General features: G+C 69.0%; 11 protein-coding genes. 9 read left to right on the top strand and 2 right to left on the bottom strand.

The annotated features are described in order from the left end of the window. Nucleotides 1–73 precede the first annotated feature (73 nt). Nucleotides 74–1,891: an FG-GAP-like repeat-containing protein gene (locus tag PSQ21_RS09755; RefSeq protein WP_274030040.1), complete on the bottom strand. Its 1,818-nt coding sequence runs from the start codon at nucleotides 1,889–1,891 to the stop codon at nucleotides 74–76. Between the two features lie 128 nt (nucleotides 1,892–2,019). Then, entirely contained in the window at nucleotides 2,020–2,535 is a 516-nt protein-coding gene (locus PSQ21_RS09750; protein ID WP_274030039.1) for a hypothetical protein, read from the bottom strand. A 506-nt stretch (nucleotides 2,536–3,041) separates the two neighbouring features. On the opposite strand from PSQ21_RS09750, the gene PSQ21_RS09745 reads away from it, so the two are divergent. From PSQ21_RS09745 to PSQ21_RS09705, 9 genes are all read left to right on the top strand, one after another. Further along, on the top strand, nucleotides 3,042–6,941 hold the full coding sequence (locus tag PSQ21_RS09745; RefSeq protein WP_274030038.1) for a polymorphic toxin-type HINT domain-containing protein: 3,900 nt from the start codon (nucleotides 3,042–3,044) through the stop codon (nucleotides 6,939–6,941). Beyond that, on the top strand, nucleotides 6,938–7,279 hold the full coding sequence (locus tag PSQ21_RS09740) for a hypothetical protein (RefSeq protein WP_274030037.1): 342 nt from the start codon (nucleotides 6,938–6,940) through the stop codon (nucleotides 7,277–7,279). The genes PSQ21_RS09745 and PSQ21_RS09740 overlap by 4 nt, the downstream gene beginning before the upstream one ends. Before the next feature lie 411 nt (nucleotides 7,280–7,690). Then, nucleotides 7,691–8,011, top strand: coding sequence for a 50S ribosomal protein L21 (gene rplU, locus PSQ21_RS09735; RefSeq protein ID WP_097869286.1), 321 nt, complete (start codon nucleotides 7,691–7,693; stop codon nucleotides 8,009–8,011). A 14-nt stretch (nucleotides 8,012–8,025) separates the two neighbouring features. After that, nucleotides 8,026–8,283: a 50S ribosomal protein L27 gene (rpmA, locus tag PSQ21_RS09730; protein WP_026291105.1), complete on the top strand. Its 258-nt coding sequence runs from the start codon at nucleotides 8,026–8,028 to the stop codon at nucleotides 8,281–8,283. 145 nt (nucleotides 8,284–8,428) lie between these two features. Then, nucleotides 8,429–9,865, top strand: coding sequence for a GTPase ObgE (gene obgE / locus PSQ21_RS09725; RefSeq protein WP_274030036.1), 1,437 nt, complete (start codon nucleotides 8,429–8,431; stop codon nucleotides 9,863–9,865). A gap of 320 nt (nucleotides 9,866–10,185) precedes the next feature. Next, complete coding sequence (locus tag PSQ21_RS09720; protein WP_274030035.1) at nucleotides 10,186–11,685, top strand: bifunctional cytidylyltransferase/SDR family oxidoreductase; 1,500 nt, start codon at nucleotides 10,186–10,188, stop codon at nucleotides 11,683–11,685. Between the two features lie 135 nt (nucleotides 11,686–11,820). Beyond that, nucleotides 11,821–14,016 carry a hypothetical protein gene (locus tag PSQ21_RS09715; protein WP_274030034.1) on the top strand — a complete coding sequence of 732 codons (2,196 nt, stop codon included), beginning with the start codon at nucleotides 11,821–11,823 and terminating at the stop codon, nucleotides 14,014–14,016. A 242-nt stretch (nucleotides 14,017–14,258) separates the two neighbouring features. Beyond that, on the top strand, nucleotides 14,259–15,497 hold the full coding sequence (locus PSQ21_RS09710) for a glycosyltransferase family 2 protein (protein ID WP_274030033.1): 1,239 nt from the start codon (nucleotides 14,259–14,261) through the stop codon (nucleotides 15,495–15,497). 183 nt (nucleotides 15,498–15,680) lie between these two features. Further along, entirely contained in the window at nucleotides 15,681–18,449 is a 2,769-nt protein-coding gene (locus tag PSQ21_RS09705; RefSeq protein ID WP_274030032.1) for a CDP-glycerol glycerophosphotransferase family protein, read from the top strand. Nucleotides 18,450–18,487: the final 38 nt, after the last annotated feature.

Raw genomic sequence — 18,487 nt, 5'->3', positions numbered from 1 at the left:
CATAAGGGTGCCCTGCCCACCACCCCGCGTGAGGGGCGGTGGGCAGGGCACAGTCCGGCACGCGGGGAGCGTGTCAGACGACGCTGCCGGTCCAGTGCTTGACCGGTGCCTTGAGGTCGGTGCCGGTGCTGGTGAACGTGAACAGGGAGTCGATGCGTCGGCCGTCGACGGAGGTCCCGGCGTGGTAGAGGACGCCGACGTCGGCCTTGCCGTCCTTGTTGAAGTCGCCGGAGACGGGCTGGCTCGCGGCCCAGGAGAAGGATCCCGTGCTGGTCCACACTTCGCGGGGCGAGGCGAAGGCCGTGCCGGTGCTCGCGAAGGTGAAGAGCGCGGACTGGTGCACGCCCGCCTCCGTGGTCCCGCGGTTGTAGAGGACGGCGACGTCGTCCCGGCCGTCTCCGCTGTAGTCGCCCGAGGTCAGTTTGGTGGCGTTCCAGTTGAAGGAGCCGCTGCTGGTCCAGGTCTTGCGCGGGTTGGCGAAGTCGGTCCCGCTGCTGGTGAAGGTATAGAGCGAGGAGACGAACTGCCCGTCGGCCGACTTGCCGCCGTTGTAGAGAACGGCGATGTCGTCCTTGCCGTCCTTGTCGTAGTCGCCGGAGGTCACCTGGCCGGCCGACCAGGTGAAGCCGCCGGGGGTGGTCCAGGTCTTGCGCGGGTTGGCGAATTCGGTGCCGGTGCTGGTGAAGGTGTAGAGGGAGGACACCTGGCCGGTTTCGGAGGATCCGGTGTCGTAGAAGACGGCGACGTCGTCCTTGCCGTCCCCGTTGTAGTCGCCCGAGGTGACCTTGCTCTTGCTCCAGGTGAAGCCGCCGGGGGTGGTCCAGGTCTTCCTGGGCGAGCTGAAGCCGGTGCCGGTGCTGGTGAAGGTGTACAGCGAGGTGACGGCGCCGGTGTCGGAAGAGCCGGAGTCGTAGAGGACCGCGAGGTCGTCCTTGCCGTCGCCGGTGAAGTCGCCGGAGGTCAACTGGCTCTTGCTCCAGGTGAAGCCGCCCGGAGTGCTCCAGACCCTCTTGGGCTCGCCGAAGCCGGTGCCATTGCTGTAGAAGGCGAAGAGCGAGGACCGGTTCGCACCCTCCGTGGAGGTGCCATTGTCGTAGAACGCGGCGATGTCCTCGCGACCGTCGCCGTTGAAGTCACCGGAGGCGACCTGGGATCCCTGAGGAAGTCCGCGAACCTGGGTGACCCAGTCGGTGAGGTCGTCGGTGCGGGTCTCCACCGCACCGGGACGGGTCTCATCCGAGCCGAAACAGCCGGCCTGCCAGGAGGCGCTGTGGACGGCGGCGAGCAGGACCTTGCCGTCCAGCTCGCGCAGAGCGGGACCGCCGGCGTCGCCCTTGCAGATCGCGCCGCCGTCACGGGTGACGGCCACCGTCGTCGCACCGGTCGCACTCACGGCGAACGTGCCGGCGTGCAGGCGGTCGGGGACCCAGGACGTCGCGGTACGGCCGTAGCCCAGAGCCCGCAGACTTTCGCCCGCCGCCGGGGCGGTGTCCGCGAGAAGCACCGGCGCGATGTCCGTGACCGGCTGGGCCAGCTTGGCCATCACCAGGTCACGGTCGGTGCGCGAGACCAGTTCGGTCACCTCGACGACCTTGCCGCCCGTACCGGTCAGGTCCGTGCGCCCGATCGTCGCCGTGGTCTTCTGCGCCGGGGCGCCGGCGGGAAGCGGGAAGGCCGGCTGCCCGGCCGCCGCGAAGCAGCTGCTCGCGGTCAGGATCCACTGGGCGTCGACCAGCGAACCGGTGCAGGCACGCTTCGCGTCGCCCTCGCCGATGTCGAGCTTCGCGGTGAAGGCGTACGAGCCGTTCGCGACGGCGTCACCTACTACGGCCTGGGCGGGAGAAACGAGAGTGAGAGCGCCGACCGCGGCGATACCCGCGAACAACGCCATGCCCCGCATAGTGCGGGAGGACTTCAGAGACACAAGCATTCCTTGCTGGAGTGACACCGATGAAAACCGGCACGAGACCGGCAACAGCTGCACGTGAGCCGAATGTTCTGACGGACGGCGGGTGTGGGTCAGCCGGTCACGCGGATCTCGACGAGCGTGCTGCGGGCGCCGCCCACCACGCCCTCGCCGACACTCTGGAAGCCGCCTGCTCCGACGTTCACCGTGGTGGTTTCGCCCCCAGCAGTGAGATCGGCGCTGATGGGCCGTTCAGAAGTCGCGAGTTCGAGCACGAAGACGCGGGGGAGCTCAAGTGTGAGGTAACCGGTCTTGGCCGTGGTGCGGAAACAGTACTGCCCGGCACGGCCGCTGGCCGAGTCCTCGACCGTCATCACCCGGATCTGGTTCTGACTGAGGTCGCAGTCGGCCAGCAGAATACGACCGTCACCCTTCTTCAACTTGATCCCCTTGGTCGCCAGAATATTGTCCGCGCCGGGGTATGAATAATCCTCGACCAGGGATGGGGGCGTCTCGTTCTCGTCCTGGGTGACGGAGGGAGTGGAAGCGAGTGCGAGCGGGAGGCCGACCGCCATCACCAGTGCACTCACCATTCCGGATACAAGCAAACCACGCGTTCGGAAAGCCATGGAAATCCCTTCTGGCGCGAAGTCGACACCCGAGGACCCCTGACGCCAGTTGTGCAGATGAAGTAAAGATGCATGCGTAACGTAACCGGTCCGGGCCTGAACAACAAATGGCCTTTTTGTGCGCAATATCCGTTTGGTTGTTAATCGGTCGTCCCGCAAAGTGGTACTTTTGCGCCAACCTTCTACGCAATCAGCTGCCTTCTTCCGTGCCCGCGGTCGTGCCGAGCCCATGCAACCTTCACTTTCGGCCGATGTGGGATGAGGCCGTTTCGCGCACCGAGGCAAGCGGAAGGCTGGGACATTTTCCGCTCACCTTCCTCGCCATCCCGGAAGGGAGGGAGGGAGGGAGGGGTGAACGTGCGGCAGATGGGGTCACCTATCATCACGGAGCCGATATACGGCAATCAGTGGGAACAATCGCTGAGAATGCGAACGGAATTTTCGTGAACAAGAGAACAAGCCGATCCGGCCCTTGGCGAATAGCGAGACACGCCATACGGCTGTGGGTGCTGGGCTTGCTGCCCCTGGCCCTGACTCTCGGCCTGCTGGGAGCGCCGCCCGCGACCGCCGACCAACTCGCGTCAGGCGCGGAGATGTCCGCGTTGGCCGAGGCCGCCCCGACGGACCGCGGCCGTGTGCTCAACTACTGGAGGGATGGCGGGCCCGGCGTCAAGGCCGCTGCCGAAGCGGCTCTGGTCGGTAGTGATGCTGATCTGCGGGCGTTTCTCGTGGCAGCGGAGGAACTCTTCGTACAGGACAACCGCGTGCGTGCCGCCCAGCTGGCCTCGATGGCGGGACCGGAGTTGCAGGCCGCCGCCCGCAAGGCGCTGGCCGGAACCCCGGAGGAGCTCGGCGACTTCCTGGACTACGGCTGGGAAGACCCCCTGGAGCAGGATCAACGCATCCGAGTGGCTCAGGTGGTCGATGCGGGTGGGCCTGTTGTGCAGGAGGCCGGTCGGGCGGCGTTGGCCGGTTCGGCGGAGGATGTTGCGGCGTTCCTGAAGGAGGGGCAGTACTTCCAGCGTGAGCAGGACGAGCGGGTTCAGCTCGCCCAGGTCCTCAGCGTGGGTGGGACGAACGTCCGGTCGGCCGGGCGGCTGGCATTGTCCGGGAACGCGGCGGATATCCGGGAGTTCCTGGAGGTCGGGCAGTTCGTCGCGCGGGCGAAGGACCAGGAGCACGACACGGTCGCCCAGCTCGCCGCGCAGGCGAAGGAGGCGGGGCGGCAGGCCGCGAAGGAGACCGAAGCAGCCCAAACTCAGTCCAAGAAGGCTGTCGAGGCCGCGGAGCTGGCCAAGGAAGCGGCCCTGACAGCAGCGGCCGAGGCCGAAGCCGCGAAGGACGACACGCAGAAGGCGGCGCGGGCAGCAGGGCGTGCGGCGAAAGCGGCTTCCCAGGCGGCCGCGGCGGCGCAGGTGGCGATCGACGCCTCGCGGGCGGCGAACAACTCGGCCCGGGTAGCGGCGAACGCGGCGTCCCAGGCGGCCGCGGCCGCGGCCGGTGCCGCCCAGGCGGCGTCCCGGGCCCGTAGTGCCGCGGCCGATGCCGCGGTGGATCAGAAGAACGCCGGTGCGGCACGTCTGGCCGCGCAGAACGCGCGCGACGCGGCGAAGGGCGCCGATCTCGCGGCGGACGCCTCCGATCAGGCGGCCATCGCTGCTGACGCGGCCGGTGACGCGGCGAGTTCGGCCGCGTCCGCCGGGTCGAACGCGACGCTGGCGGCGGACGCGGCGATCGAGGCCGGCCATCATGCGGGGCAGTCGTCGGCGGCGGCCACCGAGGCGCGGGCCGCTGCTGCGCAGGCGAAGCGGCATGCGGCGGAGGCGAACCGGGCCGCGGCAGCTGCTGAGTCGCTGGCGCGCAAGGCGGCCAAAGCGGCGCGCGAGGCACGGGACGCGGCCCGATCGGCTGCGGTCCATGCGAACAACGCGGCGAAGGCGGCCGACGAGGCTGCCGACCACGCCGGTGAGGCCGCGCAGGCGGCCACACGATCGACCGCACACGCGAACGCGGCGACCGAGGCGGCGAACGCGGCGAGTGCGGCCGTTGCCAAGGCACAGCAGATCTACACGATCGCCCGCGAGGTAGAGGCCGGGGAACTTCTCGGCCGCACCAACGCCGGCATCGAAGTGGCCCGCGACGACCAGCAGGAGCACGCGGACCGGCTCGCTCGGCGCGCCGACCTCGATCAAGGGGTGAAGGACCGGGAAGCCGAGCGGCTCCGGCTGCTGGCTCTGGCCGACCTGCCCGGGGCGGACCTTGCCGCGGTCGCCGCACAGGTCCGTCACCTGGCCGTGCTCGTGATGAAGAACGGCACGTCGTGGGGAAGGGCCGCGGCCGAGGCCGCTCTGGCAGGTCCTGACGAAGTGGTGATCGACTACCTGCGTAACGGGTGGGACACCGTCCAGGCGCAGGACGACCGCTCCTACGTCGAGCGCCTCGCCGAAGAGAGCGAGACCAAGGAAGTACGTGACGCGGCCGAAGAGGCGCTCAATGGCGATGCCACCGCGATCACCGCATTCGTCACCGATGGTCAGTACCAGGTCGGTGCCCAGAGCATGCGGGTGGCGATCGCGCAGGTCATCTCCGACGCCGGACCGGTCCTCGCCGAAGCCGGGCAGAAGGCACTGGGCACCAACGACCCGAAGAAGTACAGCCACTTCCTCCTGACCACCCAACCCACCGCACGTACCCAGGACGAACGCGTCCGCGCCGCGCAGCTGGTCGATTCCGGTAGCCCGGAGGTGAGGTCCGCGGCCCGGGCCGCCCTGGAGGGTTCCCCGCAGACACTGCACGCCTTCATCGTCTCCGGGCAGTTCAAGGCCCAGCGCAAGGACCACCTCAACGCCACCCACATCGCGCAGGTCCAGAAACTGATTGCGGACGCGGCCAAGGTCGCGGCCACTGCCCAGCAGAATGCCGCCACCGCCCAGAAGGTCGCAGCCCTCGCCCGCAAGGCAGCCGCCGAAGCGGACCTGTGGGCCAAGAAGGCCGGAGAATCCGCGACCAACGCCCAGAACTATGCTGACCAGGCGGCCCAGCACGCCAAGAACGCCGAAGCCTCCGCCGCGAGTGCCGCCGCCTCAGCCAGAACCGCCCGCGACGCCGCCGACAACGCCGACCTCGCCGCCTCCGACGCCGCCAGATCAGCCACCGACGCCACCCTCTCCTCCGAGACCGCCCAGGTCGAAGCGGCCGGCGCCTGGGATGCCGCGGACCAGGCCCGCACCGCGGCGATCGCCGCGGGCAAGGACGCCGAAGCGGCGCTGAAGGCGTCCACCGAAGCGTTCACCGTCGCGGTGAGGAAGCACAAGGAGGAAGCCGAAGCCCGCCGCAAGGCCGCCGTCGAGGCCAAGGAGAAGGCCAAGAACGACGAAGGTGCCCGCGCCCGCGAGATGTACCGCTGCGGCCAGGGATACATCCCCTGCGACCCCCAGGGCTTCGCCCGCTGGTGCCAGCACAACGAGATTTACTGCGGCATTCTCTCCCAGGGCGACGAGTTCGGCTCAGCCATGGACGAGCTCCTTCAATTCGGCAAGGAGATCGCCGGACTCAGCAACCTCGAAAAATGCATGGAGAACAAGGACTTCGAGAACTGCTGGGAACTCGGCACCGACGTCCTCATCGGCGCCAAACTAAAAGCCCTCGACAAAGCCTTCGACGCGCTCAAGATGCTCAGGCTCGGTTGTACGAAGTGCTTCCTGGCCGGCACCGGTGTGCTCATGGGCGACGGTTCCGTGAAGGACATCGAGGATGTTCGGCTCGGCGATACAGTGCTCGCCACCGATCCTGAAATCGGTGAGACCGGCCCCCGAAAAGTAACCCGTCTGATCAGGACGGACGACGATAAGCGCTTCAACACCCTCTCCATTGCCACCGCGAACGGTGTTGAGCAGCTCACCGCCACATACGAGCACCCGTTCTGGTCACCATCCGAGCGCGGCTGGGTCGCAGCACGCGACCTCGTGCCGGAGATGACCCTGCTCACCGACGTCGGCGAAACGGTGATCGTCACCGGCAACGCGGGCTTCACCCAACGGGCACGCACGTACAACCTGACTGTCGACGACCTCCACACGTACTATGTGCTCGCAGGAGCCACGCCGGTACTCGTTCACAACAGCAACGGTGTGTGTGGCGTATGGGTGGGGGAGTTCGACAACCTGCCGAAGGGGAGGCAGGGGCACGTTCGGGAAATGGCTGATGAACAGGCGATGCGCACGGCCTTCGACCGCTGGACTGCCGGCGCGGAAAAGCTTCCGGCGCGCGGTCCGAAAATTCCTGATGTATATCGACTGGAGGACGGCACCGTGATCCAGTGGAGAACGGCTTCCGCTTCCGGTGGAGCAACCATAGACATCCAGCCGGGTAGCGGCGGAAAGGCGCTGAAGGTGCACATGCCATGATCGACGAACGTGTTTACGCCGACGTGCTCATCGAAGGGCTGGATGATTGGGTTCCCATCGATCAGCTCCTCTGGGCTGCGAGGGAAGAGGTGAAGGATTCCTCGTGGAGGGGGTTCTTCGCCGAACTGCTGCGCTTCCTGCTCGAAAACGATCTCATCCGGATCGGCGAACTCGCCGCGGAGGGATTCGCGCCGTGGAGCGCCGGGGTCGACGAGGTCGTCCGGATGGTGCTCGAAGACCTTGAACACCATTCCTGGGAGCCCAGGCTCGGCAGCCGCGCCTGGATCGCCACTACGGACGCGGGCAACGCTGTCGCACGGTCCCTGATCGACACCTAGGGCGTTGTGCCTTGACCCATCCTGAAGCCCCACCAGCCCCGGCGGTGGGGCTTCAGGCGTACCCGTCGGCCCCAGGTGAAGGCTCCGAGCGCACCCGGGGCGCCCGGCCGGGCCGTGGCGAGGGTGTCAGTCTGCCGACCGGGGGTAATGGGTGGCCCTGCGGGCGCAAGGGTGAAAATGGCTCATCCTCGGAGGTGCGGACCCGGTTTGACCCCCACACCCCCGCCCCGTAACCTTGACCCTCGGTGTGTTTCCTTAACGCGCCTACCCCTGAGCACATCCCTCCCGGTCACGGTCGGTGTTCGCGCCGTCCGCCAGGAGAGGCCGCTCATCCTTCCGGATCGTCCCGGGCCCCGGCCCGTGCGAGCGGCTGGCATCAGGGGATCCGTTCCGAGCGAGAGAGAGATCCGCGTGTACGCCATCGTGCGCAGCGGTGGTCGCCAGCACAAGGTTGCTGTCGGCGACATCGTTGAAGTTGACAAGATTCCCACCGCCAAGGTTGGCGACACGGTCGAGCTCTCGACCCTGCTCGTTGTCGACGGTGACGCGGTCACCAGCGACCCGTGGGTGCTGGACGGCATCAAGGTCACGGCCGAGATCGTCGACCACCACAAGGGCGCGAAGATCGACATCCTTCGCTACAAGAACAAGACCGGCTACCGCCGTCGCCAGGGTCACCGCCAGCAGTACACGGCGATCAAGGTCACCGGTATCCCCGCGGCTGCGAAGTAAGGGACTGAGAACACATGGCACACAAGAAGGGCGCATCGTCCACTCGGAACGGGCGCGACTCCAATGCTCAGCGGCTCGGCGTGAAGCGCTTCGGCGGTCAGGCCGTCAACGCCGGTGAGATCCTGGTCCGCCAGCGCGGCACCCACTTCCACCCGGGCACGGGCGTCGGCCGTGGCGGCGACGACACGCTGTTCGCGCTGGCCGCCGGTGCGGTGGAGTTCGGTACGCACCGTGGCCGCAAGGTCGTGAACATCGTTCCGCTCGCCGTCTGATTTCCTCTCAGCGCGCGCAGAACGACACACAGCACCTTCCGAGGGCGGATCTCAGCTTTCCCGGCGAACGGGGAAGCGGGTCCGCCCTCGGCGTGTTACGACAGAGACATTCCGCATTTTTCTGCTGTACCTGGAGGCACCAACCATGACCACCTTCGTGGACCGCGTCGAGCTGCATGCCGCCGCGGGTAACGGAGGCCACGGCTGCGCCTCCGTCCACCGTGAGAAGTTCAAGCCGCTGGGTGGCCCCGACGGGGGCAACGGCGGACGCGGCGGCGATGTGATCCTCGTCGTCGAGCAGTCCGTGACCACGCTGCTGGACTACCACCACAGCCCCCACCGCAAGGCCACCAACGGCCAGCCCGGCGCCGGTGACAACCGTTCCGGCAAGGACGGCCAGGACCTGGTCCTGCCCGTCCCCGACGGCACCGTCGTACTCGACAAGGCCGGGAACGTGCTCGCCGACCTCGTCGGCCAGGGCACCACCTTCGTGGCCGGTCAGGGTGGCCGCGGCGGCCTCGGCAACGCGGCGCTGGCCTCGGCCCGCCGCAAGGCCCCGGGCTTCGCGCTGCTCGGCGAGCCGGGGGAGAGCCGGGACATCGTCCTGGAGCTCAAGACCGTCGCCGACGTGGCCCTCGTGGGCTACCCGAGCGCGGGCAAGTCCTCGCTGATCTCGGTGCTCTCCGCGGCCAAGCCGAAGATCGCGGACTACCCGTTCACCACCCTCGTGCCGAACCTGGGCGTCGTCACCGCCGGCTCGACCGTCTACACCATCGCGGACGTCCCCGGGCTCATCCCCGGCGCCAGCCAGGGCAAGGGCCTCGGCCTGGAGTTCCTGCGGCACGTCGAGCGCTGCTCGGTGCTCGTGCACGTCCTGGACACCGCGACCCTGGAGTCCGACCGGGACCCCGTCTCCGACCTCGACATGATCGAGGAGGAGCTGCGGCTGTACGGGGGCCTGGAGAACCGGCCCCGCATCGTCGCCCTCAACAAGGTCGACATCCCGGACGGCCAGGACCTCGCCGACATGATCCGCCCCGACCTGGAGGCTCGCGGCTACCGCGTCTTTGAGGTCTCCGCGATCGCGCACAAGGGGCTCAAGGAGCTCTCCTTCGCGCTCGCCGGGATCATCGCCGAGGCGCGCGCCACCAAGCCGAAGGAGGAGGCGACCCGCATCGTCATCCGTCCCAGGGCCGTCGACGACGCCGGCTTCACGGTCACCCTGGAGGACGACGGCATCTACCGCGTGCGCGGCGAGAAGCCCGAGCGCTGGGTACGTCAGACCGACTTCAACAACGACGAGGCCGTCGGCTACCTCGCCGACCGGCTCAACCGCCTCGGCGTCGAGGACTCCTTGATGAAGGCGGGCGCCCGGGCCGGCGACGGCGTCGCGATCGGTCCCGAGGAGAACGCGGTCGTCTTCGACTGGGAGCCGACCGTGAGCGCCGGCGCCGAGATGCTCGGCCGCCGCGGCGAGGACCACCGCCTGGAGGAGCCGCGCCCCGCCGCGCAGCGCCGCCGGGACCGTGACGCCGAGCGCGACGACGCGGAGAAGGAATACGACGAGTTCGACCCCTTCTGAGGAGTGTCCGGCCGGGGGCTCCCTCCGGTCATGGCCGACGGCCCGTCTCCCCGGAGGCGGGCCGTCCGGTAGCCTCAGGGCCGGGCACCGGCGGTTTGCGCCGGTCACGCCGGGTGCACGTGTCGCGGATGTGCGGATTGAGCAACACATCTGTGGGGTCGGTCACCCCGGGCGACCGACCCGGAGCGCCCAACCTCCCTGGCCAGAGGGTGAACTGCGGGTATCCGCAGGACGATCGGCGGACGACGTCCACCTTGCGAGACGGTCACGGAGAGTGCGACCATCACACTGTTCCCCCGTCATAGCAAGGTAGGTCGTCTGTGTCTGTGCCGCATGAAGCCAAGCCCCGGACCACAGCGGTCGTGCTCGCCGGTGGGACCGGCCAGCGCGTGGGCCTGTCGATCCCCAAGCAGTTGCTGAAGATCGCCGGCAAGGCCGTCATCGAGCACACGCTGACCATCTTCGAGAACGCCGAGAGCATCGACGACGTCATCGTGCTGATGGCGCCCGGTTTCGTGCCCGACGTCGAGAAGATCGTCGCGAAGGCCGGACTGACCAAGGTCACCCGGATCATCGAGGGCGGCAGCACCCGCAACGAGACCACCGAGCGCGCCATCGCGGCCCTCGGCGAGGGCCTCGCCGAGGGCGAGGACCGCAACGTCCTCTTCCATGACGCGGTGCGCCCCCTGCTGTCACAGCGTGTGATCACGGACTGTGTCGACGCGCTGGACCGCTACCAGGCCGTCGACGTCGCCATCCCCTCCGCGGACACGATCATCGTGACCCGCACGCACGGTGAGGACGGCGAGTTCATCACCGAGGTGCCCGACCGCTCCCGGCTGCGCCGCGGCCAGACACCGCAGGCCTTCAAGCTCTCCACGATCCGCAGGGCGTACGAGGTCGCGGCGGGCGACCCCAACTTCCAGGCCACCGACGACTGTTCGGTGGTCCTCAAGTACCTCCCCGACGTGCCGATCTACGTGGTCGCGGGCGACGAGTACAACATGAAGGTGACCCAGCCGGTCGACGTCTTCATCACCGACAAGCTCTTCCAGCTGGCCTCCACCGCCGCCCCCCGCCAGGCCGACGAGGCCGCCTACCGGGAGCTCCTCACCGGCAAGACCCTCGTCGTCTTCGGCGGTTCGTACGGCATCGGCGCCGACATCGCCTCCCTGGCCGAGGCCTACGGCGCGAAGGTCTACGCCCTGGGCCGCTCCACCACCGGTACGCACGTGGAGAACCCGGAGCACGTGGACGACGCGCTCTCCAAGGCGTACGGCGAGACCGGGCGTATCGACTACGTCATCAACACCGCGGGCGTGCTGCGGATCGGCAAGCTGGCCGAGACCGACAACACGACGATCCAGGAAGCGCTCAACGTCAACTACCTGGCGCCCGTCCAGATCGCCCGCGCCTCGTACAAGTACCTCGCCGAGACCCGGGGCCAGCTGCTGCTCTACACCTCCAGCAGCTACACCCGGGGCCGTGCCGAGTACAGCCTCTACTCCTCCACCAAGGCCGCGATGGTCAACCTCACCCAGGCGCTCGCCGACGAGTGGGCGGGCGAGGGCATCCGCGTCAACTGTGTGAACCCGGAGCGCACCGCGACCCCGATGCGCACCAAGGCGTTCGGCCAGGAGCCCGAGGGCTCGCTGCTCTCCTCGGAGGCCGTGGCACGCACTTCGCTGGACGTCCTGCTCTCCGCCCTGACCGGTCACGTCATCGACGTACGGCAGCAGGACCCGACGGCGGGAGCCGCCGAGTCCTCCGGCTTCGAGCAGGCCCTGGCCTCCGTGCTGGACCGTCAAGCAGATGTGTAATAATTCTTGACAAATGTGCTTTTCCGGGCCTCTGTTGTCGCTTTGCGCGATGGCAGAGGCCCGAATGCGTGAAGCCGCACCTTCACATTTCCGCCCATACGTGAATCAACCGGCACCCCTTGGAGCAGGTTCTTCGTGATCTCGACAGCCATTCGCCTGGCCCGTGTGGGCAGCAGGTCGGAACTGGCGGCAGCGTTGTTGATGGGGCTGGGCTATCCCTGCGTCATGCTCGCCGCGCTCATTCCCCACATCTGGTTCTTCGCGGCGGCCACCGTCGTCACGTATGCCGCCGACTGGTATCTGCATCAGAAGGGGAGCTATCTGGTCAACCGCCTGGGCAAGGTGCGCGCCGGGCTGTCGATCCGCTTCCTGCTGCGGCAGCTGATGGTCATCCTGCTGCTGGCCCGTCTGGATCTCGCCGAGGAGCCGCTGTTCTACTCGGCGGTCGCCTGCTTCCTGCTCTTCTACGGGCTCCAGGCACCGCACGGCGCGCTGACGACCCTGATCCGGCTCCGCCGCACCATGCCGGTCGTCACCCGCAACGTGGACCTGCACGCGGTCCGTATCCCCGACGCCCCGCCCGGGGCGCTGCTGCGGCGCTCCGGCGAGAAGATGCTGCACCTCGACATCCCGGCCGTGGCGGGCATCCTGATCGCCGCCGGGACCGGTGAGGACGTCATCGGCTACGCGGGCATCGGCCTGACGCTGCTGCTGGCCCTGCTCTACCTCGGGGCGCTCGTCCCGTACATCCGCCGCGGCCGGCTGGCGCCCCCGGTCCCCGCCGTGCTCAAGGCCGTCGACAGCTGGCTGCGCGACTACCAGCCGACCGTGGTGCTCTACTTCTCCGGCTCCAACGAGTCCGCCTACCAGGGCAACATGTGGCTGGAGACCATGGCGCGGGTCGAGGGCCGGCCGCTGATCATCATGCGGGAGCGCGGCCTGGTCCCGCAGCTGGCCGAGACCTCCGTCCCGGTCATCTGCATCCCCGCGGGCACCCACCTGATGAACCTGGACCTCTCCACCGTCCGGGTCTGCCTGTACCCCGCCAACGTCGGCAAGAACATCCACATCCTGCGGGTCCCGACGATGAAGCACGTCTTCATCGGCCACGGCGACAGCGACAAGCTCGCCAGTGTCAACCCGTACTCCAAGGTCTACGACGAGGTCTGGACCGCGGGCCGGGCCGGCCGCGACCGTTACGCGCTGGCCGACGTGGGCGTCCTCGACCAGGACATCGTCGAGGTCGGCCGTCCGCAGCTGGAGCCCATCAAGAGCTGGACGGGCGTCGTCAAGAACCCCATCCCGACCGTGCTGTACGCGCCCACCTGGGAGGGCTGGGACGACAACCCGGGCAACACCTCCCTGCTGCTGGCGGGCGAGAACATCGTGCGACGGCTGCTGAACGCCGCCGACCCGGTCCGGATCATCTACAAGCCGCACCCCTTCACCGGCATCCGCAGCGGCAAGGCCAAGGCCGTCGATGTCCGTATCCAGGCGATGCTGGAGAAGGCGGCCGCCGAGCGCGCCGCCGACCCCCGCTGGGCGAAGGAGGCCTCATCGGCCGCCGCCGGGCAGAGCGCGGCCAAGGCCGAGCTGACCCGGATCGAGGCGCGGCTCGCGCAGCTCGCGGCCACCGGGCGCGCGGGCGGCGACGACGCGGAGGAGTCGCGGCTCTCGCTCGCCGACCCCGCCCGCGAGGCGGAGGCCGCCCGGCTGCGGGCCGAGTGGAACGACGCCTACTGGCGCTCCTTCGGCTGGTGGGAGCACCGTACGGTGACCGGCGCGCAGCCCAAGCTGTACGACTGCTTCAACGAGTCCGACGCCATGGTTTCGGACATTTCCAGTGTGGTCTCCGACTTCATCGCGAGCGGCAAGCCGTACGCGGTCACCGACTCGGCCGCGCTCGGAGCCGAGGAGTTCAAGCGGCAGAACACCGCGGTGCGCGCCGCGGTCATCCTGTCCAACAGCGCCGAGGAGCTCGACGCGCTGCTGGCCGCGGTGGCCGACCCGGCGGCGGACACGCTGGCGAACGCCCGGCGTGAGCTGAAGACCTACCTCCTGGGGCCGGACGAGCCGACCTCCATGGAGCAGTTCAACGCCGCGGTACGGGCGCTGGCCGCCAAGGCCGAGGCCCGCAACCAGGGCGTCGCCCAGCGCCTCGGCGAACAGTCCGTGGCGGTGCCGGACGAGGAGGCCGTCACCAGCGGCGTCGGAACCGGCGATCCGCAGGCGGTGGCCGAGGCCGACGCCACGGCTGACCCGGACGCGCCGGAGGCCGACGCACCGGAGGCGGAGACCGCCCTCGCCGAGGGGTCCTCGTCCGTGCGCTGAGCGACGTACGGCCACGGACGCATGGCCACCAGGTACGCCCACGTGGGTGAGGCTCGGCCACGTGGGCTACACACTGCCGATCGCCGCACATCCGATCGAAATGGCTGAAAAGCAGGCAACTTCGATCGCGACCCGTACGTCTCTCCTGGGGGAGGGGTGTACGGGTTGTTCGGCATGCGGATGCGCAAAGGGTGCAGAGTCGGGCAATCTGCCTTCTTTCGTGATCGAATCGACAGGTGCACATGGCCGACATCCCCAGGAAGAACGACGAGCCCGATGTCAGTGTGATCATCGGAGCTTATGACGCGATGCCCTACCTGGTCCGGTGCCTGGAGTCCGTCGAGGCACAGACCATCGGCGCGGACCGCATGGAGATCGTCGCGATCGACGACGGCTCCACCGACGGCACCGGCGCCTGCCTGGAGGAGTTCGCCGCCCGGACCGCGATTCCCATGAGGGTCGTCCGGCAGGCGAATTCCGGCGGGCCCAGCGGGCCGCGCAATCGAGGCCTCGGCCTCGCCCGCGGCCGGTACGTCTTCTTTCTCGACGCGGACGACTATTTCGGCGAGGAAGCCCTGGAGCGCATGGTCGCCATGGGGGACCGGGCGGGCACGGACGTGGTGCTCGGGAAGATCGTCGGCGTCAATCGCGGGGCCGCGAAATCGATGTGGAAAGAGACCGTCGAACGCGCCGACCTGTATTCCTCCAACGTCAAATTCACGTTGAGCGCGCAGAAACTGTTCCGGCGCGACCTCCTCGTGCGCCTCGGCATGAGCTTCGACGAGAAGCTGAAGACGGGCGAGGACGCCCTGTTCACGATGGAGGCGTACATCCGCGGCAACGGGATCTCCGTCGTCGCCGACTACACCTGCTACTACCTGGTGGGCCGCGAGGACCGCAACCAGATGACCAAGAAGGGCGGCTACCGGCGCCGCTTCGACTCGGCCCGCGCCCTCATGGGGCTCATCGCCCAGTACGTGCCCCCGGGGCCCCGGCGCGACGCCCTGATGGTGCGGCCCTTCGTCATCACGCTGCTGCCCCAGTTCGGCCCCGGACTGGTGAAGCAGAAGCCCGAGGTCCGCGAGCGGAAGATGGCGCTCGCCGCCCCCCTGATGAAGGCGTACTGGACGCCGGGGCTCGGCCGCAACCTCAAGGTGAACGAACGGCTGCGGCTGATGTGCCTCGCCGAGGGCCGGCTCGACCTGCTCCTGGACATCGCGGCCTTCCTGCGCGACAGGAAGGAGCCCGCACTCGTCCGCCGCGGGAACCCGCCCCGCCTCCACCTCGCCTACCCGCACTTCGGTGAGAGCTCCGTACTCCCCGACCGGGCCTACGAGGTGACCGTCACGGAATGGGTCGGCGGACGGCGGATCGAGGCGCCGCGCGACAGGCCCCGCCTCTCCGTCGCCCGGCGCGCGGTGCGCAAGGCCCGCCGGGTGCTGCTCAGCGCCGTGCGCGCCCCCCGGGGCCACCGCGTCTGACCCGGTGCGCGGGGGAGTGCGGGCCCCTACTCCCCGCCCCGGTCACGACCGGGGCGGGTTCGTCCTGTGAGAGGTGTCACGTCATACTGTGGAGCAACCATGAGACGGTTGGAGACGTCTCATTAACGCCCCGTCCTCCTGGGGTTCATCATCTGCACGTCCCCCCGGAAAGGCCCTCCACCCGTGGCGTCCCTCGAAGCGATCCCCGACGAGCTCAGCCGGCTCATGAAGTACTTCCCGGAGACTCCGGTCGAGGAGCGCCCCGAATTCCACCGAGCGGCCAAGGACTTCCTGGACCGTGCCGCGCCCAAGGTCGTACGGCAGTTCTCCCCGATGGCCCGGGTCAAGTGGCACCTGGCGGCCAGCGGCCGCGGTGACGAGCTGGTGGACCTGCTGCATTACGAGCGCGAGAACCCGGGAGCCTTCTCCGTCCGCGGCCTGCGGCGTGCCCGCATCGAGCTGCCCGGCGTCGAGAGCTCCTCGCTCCCCTCCTCGGTGCGCAACTTCAACCGCAGCGAACTGCCCGTACGCGGCAAGCTCCTCGACCTCGGCTGGGAGGACGGCAAGCTCCTCGTCAAGGGCTACGCCTACATCCCCAACGTCCCCTCGGCCACCGGCAAGCGCTCGCTGCGCGTCGCCGTGCTCCGCCGCCAGGGCAGCCGCTCCGCCCTCCCGCTGCGCATGCGCACCGTCCTGGAGCCCCGCGCCACCGCGGAGGCCAAGGGCGCCCTGCACAACTACGACTGGTCCGGCTTCGAGATCGGCATCGACCCGTCCCGGCTCCGCGTACGCGGCCAGTGGCAGCCCGGCACCTGGCGCCTGGGCATCGGCATCCCGCGCCCCGGCGGCATGTCCGTGGGCAGCATCCTCAAGAACAACGCGGGCGCGGCCGGCCACAGCTGCACCCGGATCCTGGACGACGGTGTCCGCCTCGTCGCCGGCTTCGACCGCAACCGGCTCAAGCTCTCCGTGGATGTCGTCCCCGCCGAGATCGTCGCCCAGGAAGCCGACGGCGAGACCCTCACCGTCACCCTGCGCTCCCGCGTCACCACCCCCGCGGGCAAATACCCCACCGCCCTGCGCATCGACCACGAGCCGAGCGGTTTCGCCACCGACCTCCCGCTCCAGCAGGGCGAGACCGGCACCGACGGCTGGCTCCGCCACACCGCACGCCTGGACTTCGCGGACCTCCCCGTCGACGGCGTACGCCCCGGCAAGGCCGTCAAGTACCGCGCGCTGATCGTCTTCGCCGACGGCACCACCCGCCGGGCCACGGGCGGCGCGAAGCCCGTCACCGGAGTCCACCCGCTGCCCGAAGGACGCGAGTTCGCGATCCTCACCGACGGCGCCGGGAACTTCACCCCGCAGGTCCGCACGGTCCAGCCCCTCGTCGACAGCGTCGAGTGGAGCGCCGAGGGAGAACTGGTGCTGTCCGGGGCCTACACCGGCCCCGCCGAGCAGATGAAGATGGTCCTGCGCCACACCGGCCGCAACGAGGACCGCCCGCTGCCCGTCGAGTTCGCCGACGGCCGCTTCACCGCCCGCCTGCGCCCGGACACCATGCCCACCTACGAGGGCACCGTGCCGTTGCGCGCCGGCCGCTGGATGCCCCGCCTGCGCCTGCGCACCGAGTGGGACCACACCCGCGACCTCCCCGTCACGATCCGCCCCGACCTCGTGAACACGCTGCCGCTGGCCCACCGGGGCGAGCACCGCACGTACACCGTCGAGCGGCTCGACTTCGACCGGATCTTCGTGGAGTCCGGCCCCGTCCTCGACCCGGAGCTGCGCGGTGCCTACCGCCAGCGGCTGATGCGCGACGTCTACACCCCCGAGCAGCGCAAGCTGCCGCTGCGCGAGGCCGTGCTCTACAACAGCTTCGGCGGCAAGCAGTTCTCCGACTCGCCCCGCGCGGTCTACGAGGAGCTCAAGCGCCGGGGCACCGAGGTCGAGCACATCGCGATGGTCCACGACCAGCAGGTCGTCCTGCCGCCCGGCGTCCGCGGCGTCGAATGGGGCAGCAAGGAGTGGTACGAGGCGCTGGCCCGCAGCCGGTACGTGGTCACCAACGGCGGCATCCGCGAGTGGTTCGTCCGCCGTGAGGGCCAGGTCGTCGTCCAGACCTGGCACGGCACCCCGCTCAAGCGCATCGGCGCCGACCTGCTCGGCACCCCGAAGGCGAACCTGGCCTACATCGCGAGCCTCCCGCAGCGCTCGCGCCAGTACAGCCTGTTCATCACGCCGAACGCCTTCACCACCCCGATCATGACCAACTCCTTCCGCCTCCAGTGCGAGGTCCTGGAAGCCGGCTACCCGCGCAACGACGTCTTCCACGCCCCCGACCGCGTCAAGCGCGCCGCGGCCGTACGGGAGAAGCTCGGCATCCCCGCGGGCAAGAAGGTCGTCCTGTACGCGCCCACCTGGCGCGACGACCAGCGCTACGGCGGCCGCCGCTTCAAGCTCGACAACCAGATCGACGTCGAGGCCGCGAAGCGCGAGCTCGGCGAGGACCACGTGCTGCTCTACCGCAAGCACCACAAGGTCCTCGACTCCATCCCCGGCGCCGGACAGGGCTTCGTCTACGACGTCACGTACTACCCGGACATCGCCGACCTCTACCTGATCGCCGACGTGCTGATCACGGACTACTCCTCGGTGCTGTTCGACTTCGCGCACTCCGGGCGGCCGATGCTCTTCTTCACGTACGACCTGGAGCACTACCGCGACACCCTGCGCGGCTTCTACTTCGACTTCACCTCCCGCGCCCCCGGGCCGCTGATCAAGACCTCCGAGGACCTGGTCGCCGCGATCCGGAACATCGACGCGGTGAGCGAGGAGTACAAGGAGAAGTACGCCCAGTTCCGGGTCGACTTCTGCGAGCCCTCCGACGGCCGCGCCGCCGCCCGGGTCGTGGACCGGATGCTCGCCGTCAAGGACGAGCAGCGGAGCTGAGCCCACCGCGGCCGCCCCCGCCGCCCGCCCGCACCCCG

Source organism: Streptomyces sp. MMBL 11-1, from assembly GCF_028622875.1.
GTDB lineage: Bacteria > Actinomycetota > Actinomycetes > Streptomycetales > Streptomycetaceae > Streptomyces.
The sequence above is the reverse complement of the archived record's forward strand: the minus strand, read 5'-3'. Positions and strand labels throughout refer to the sequence as shown.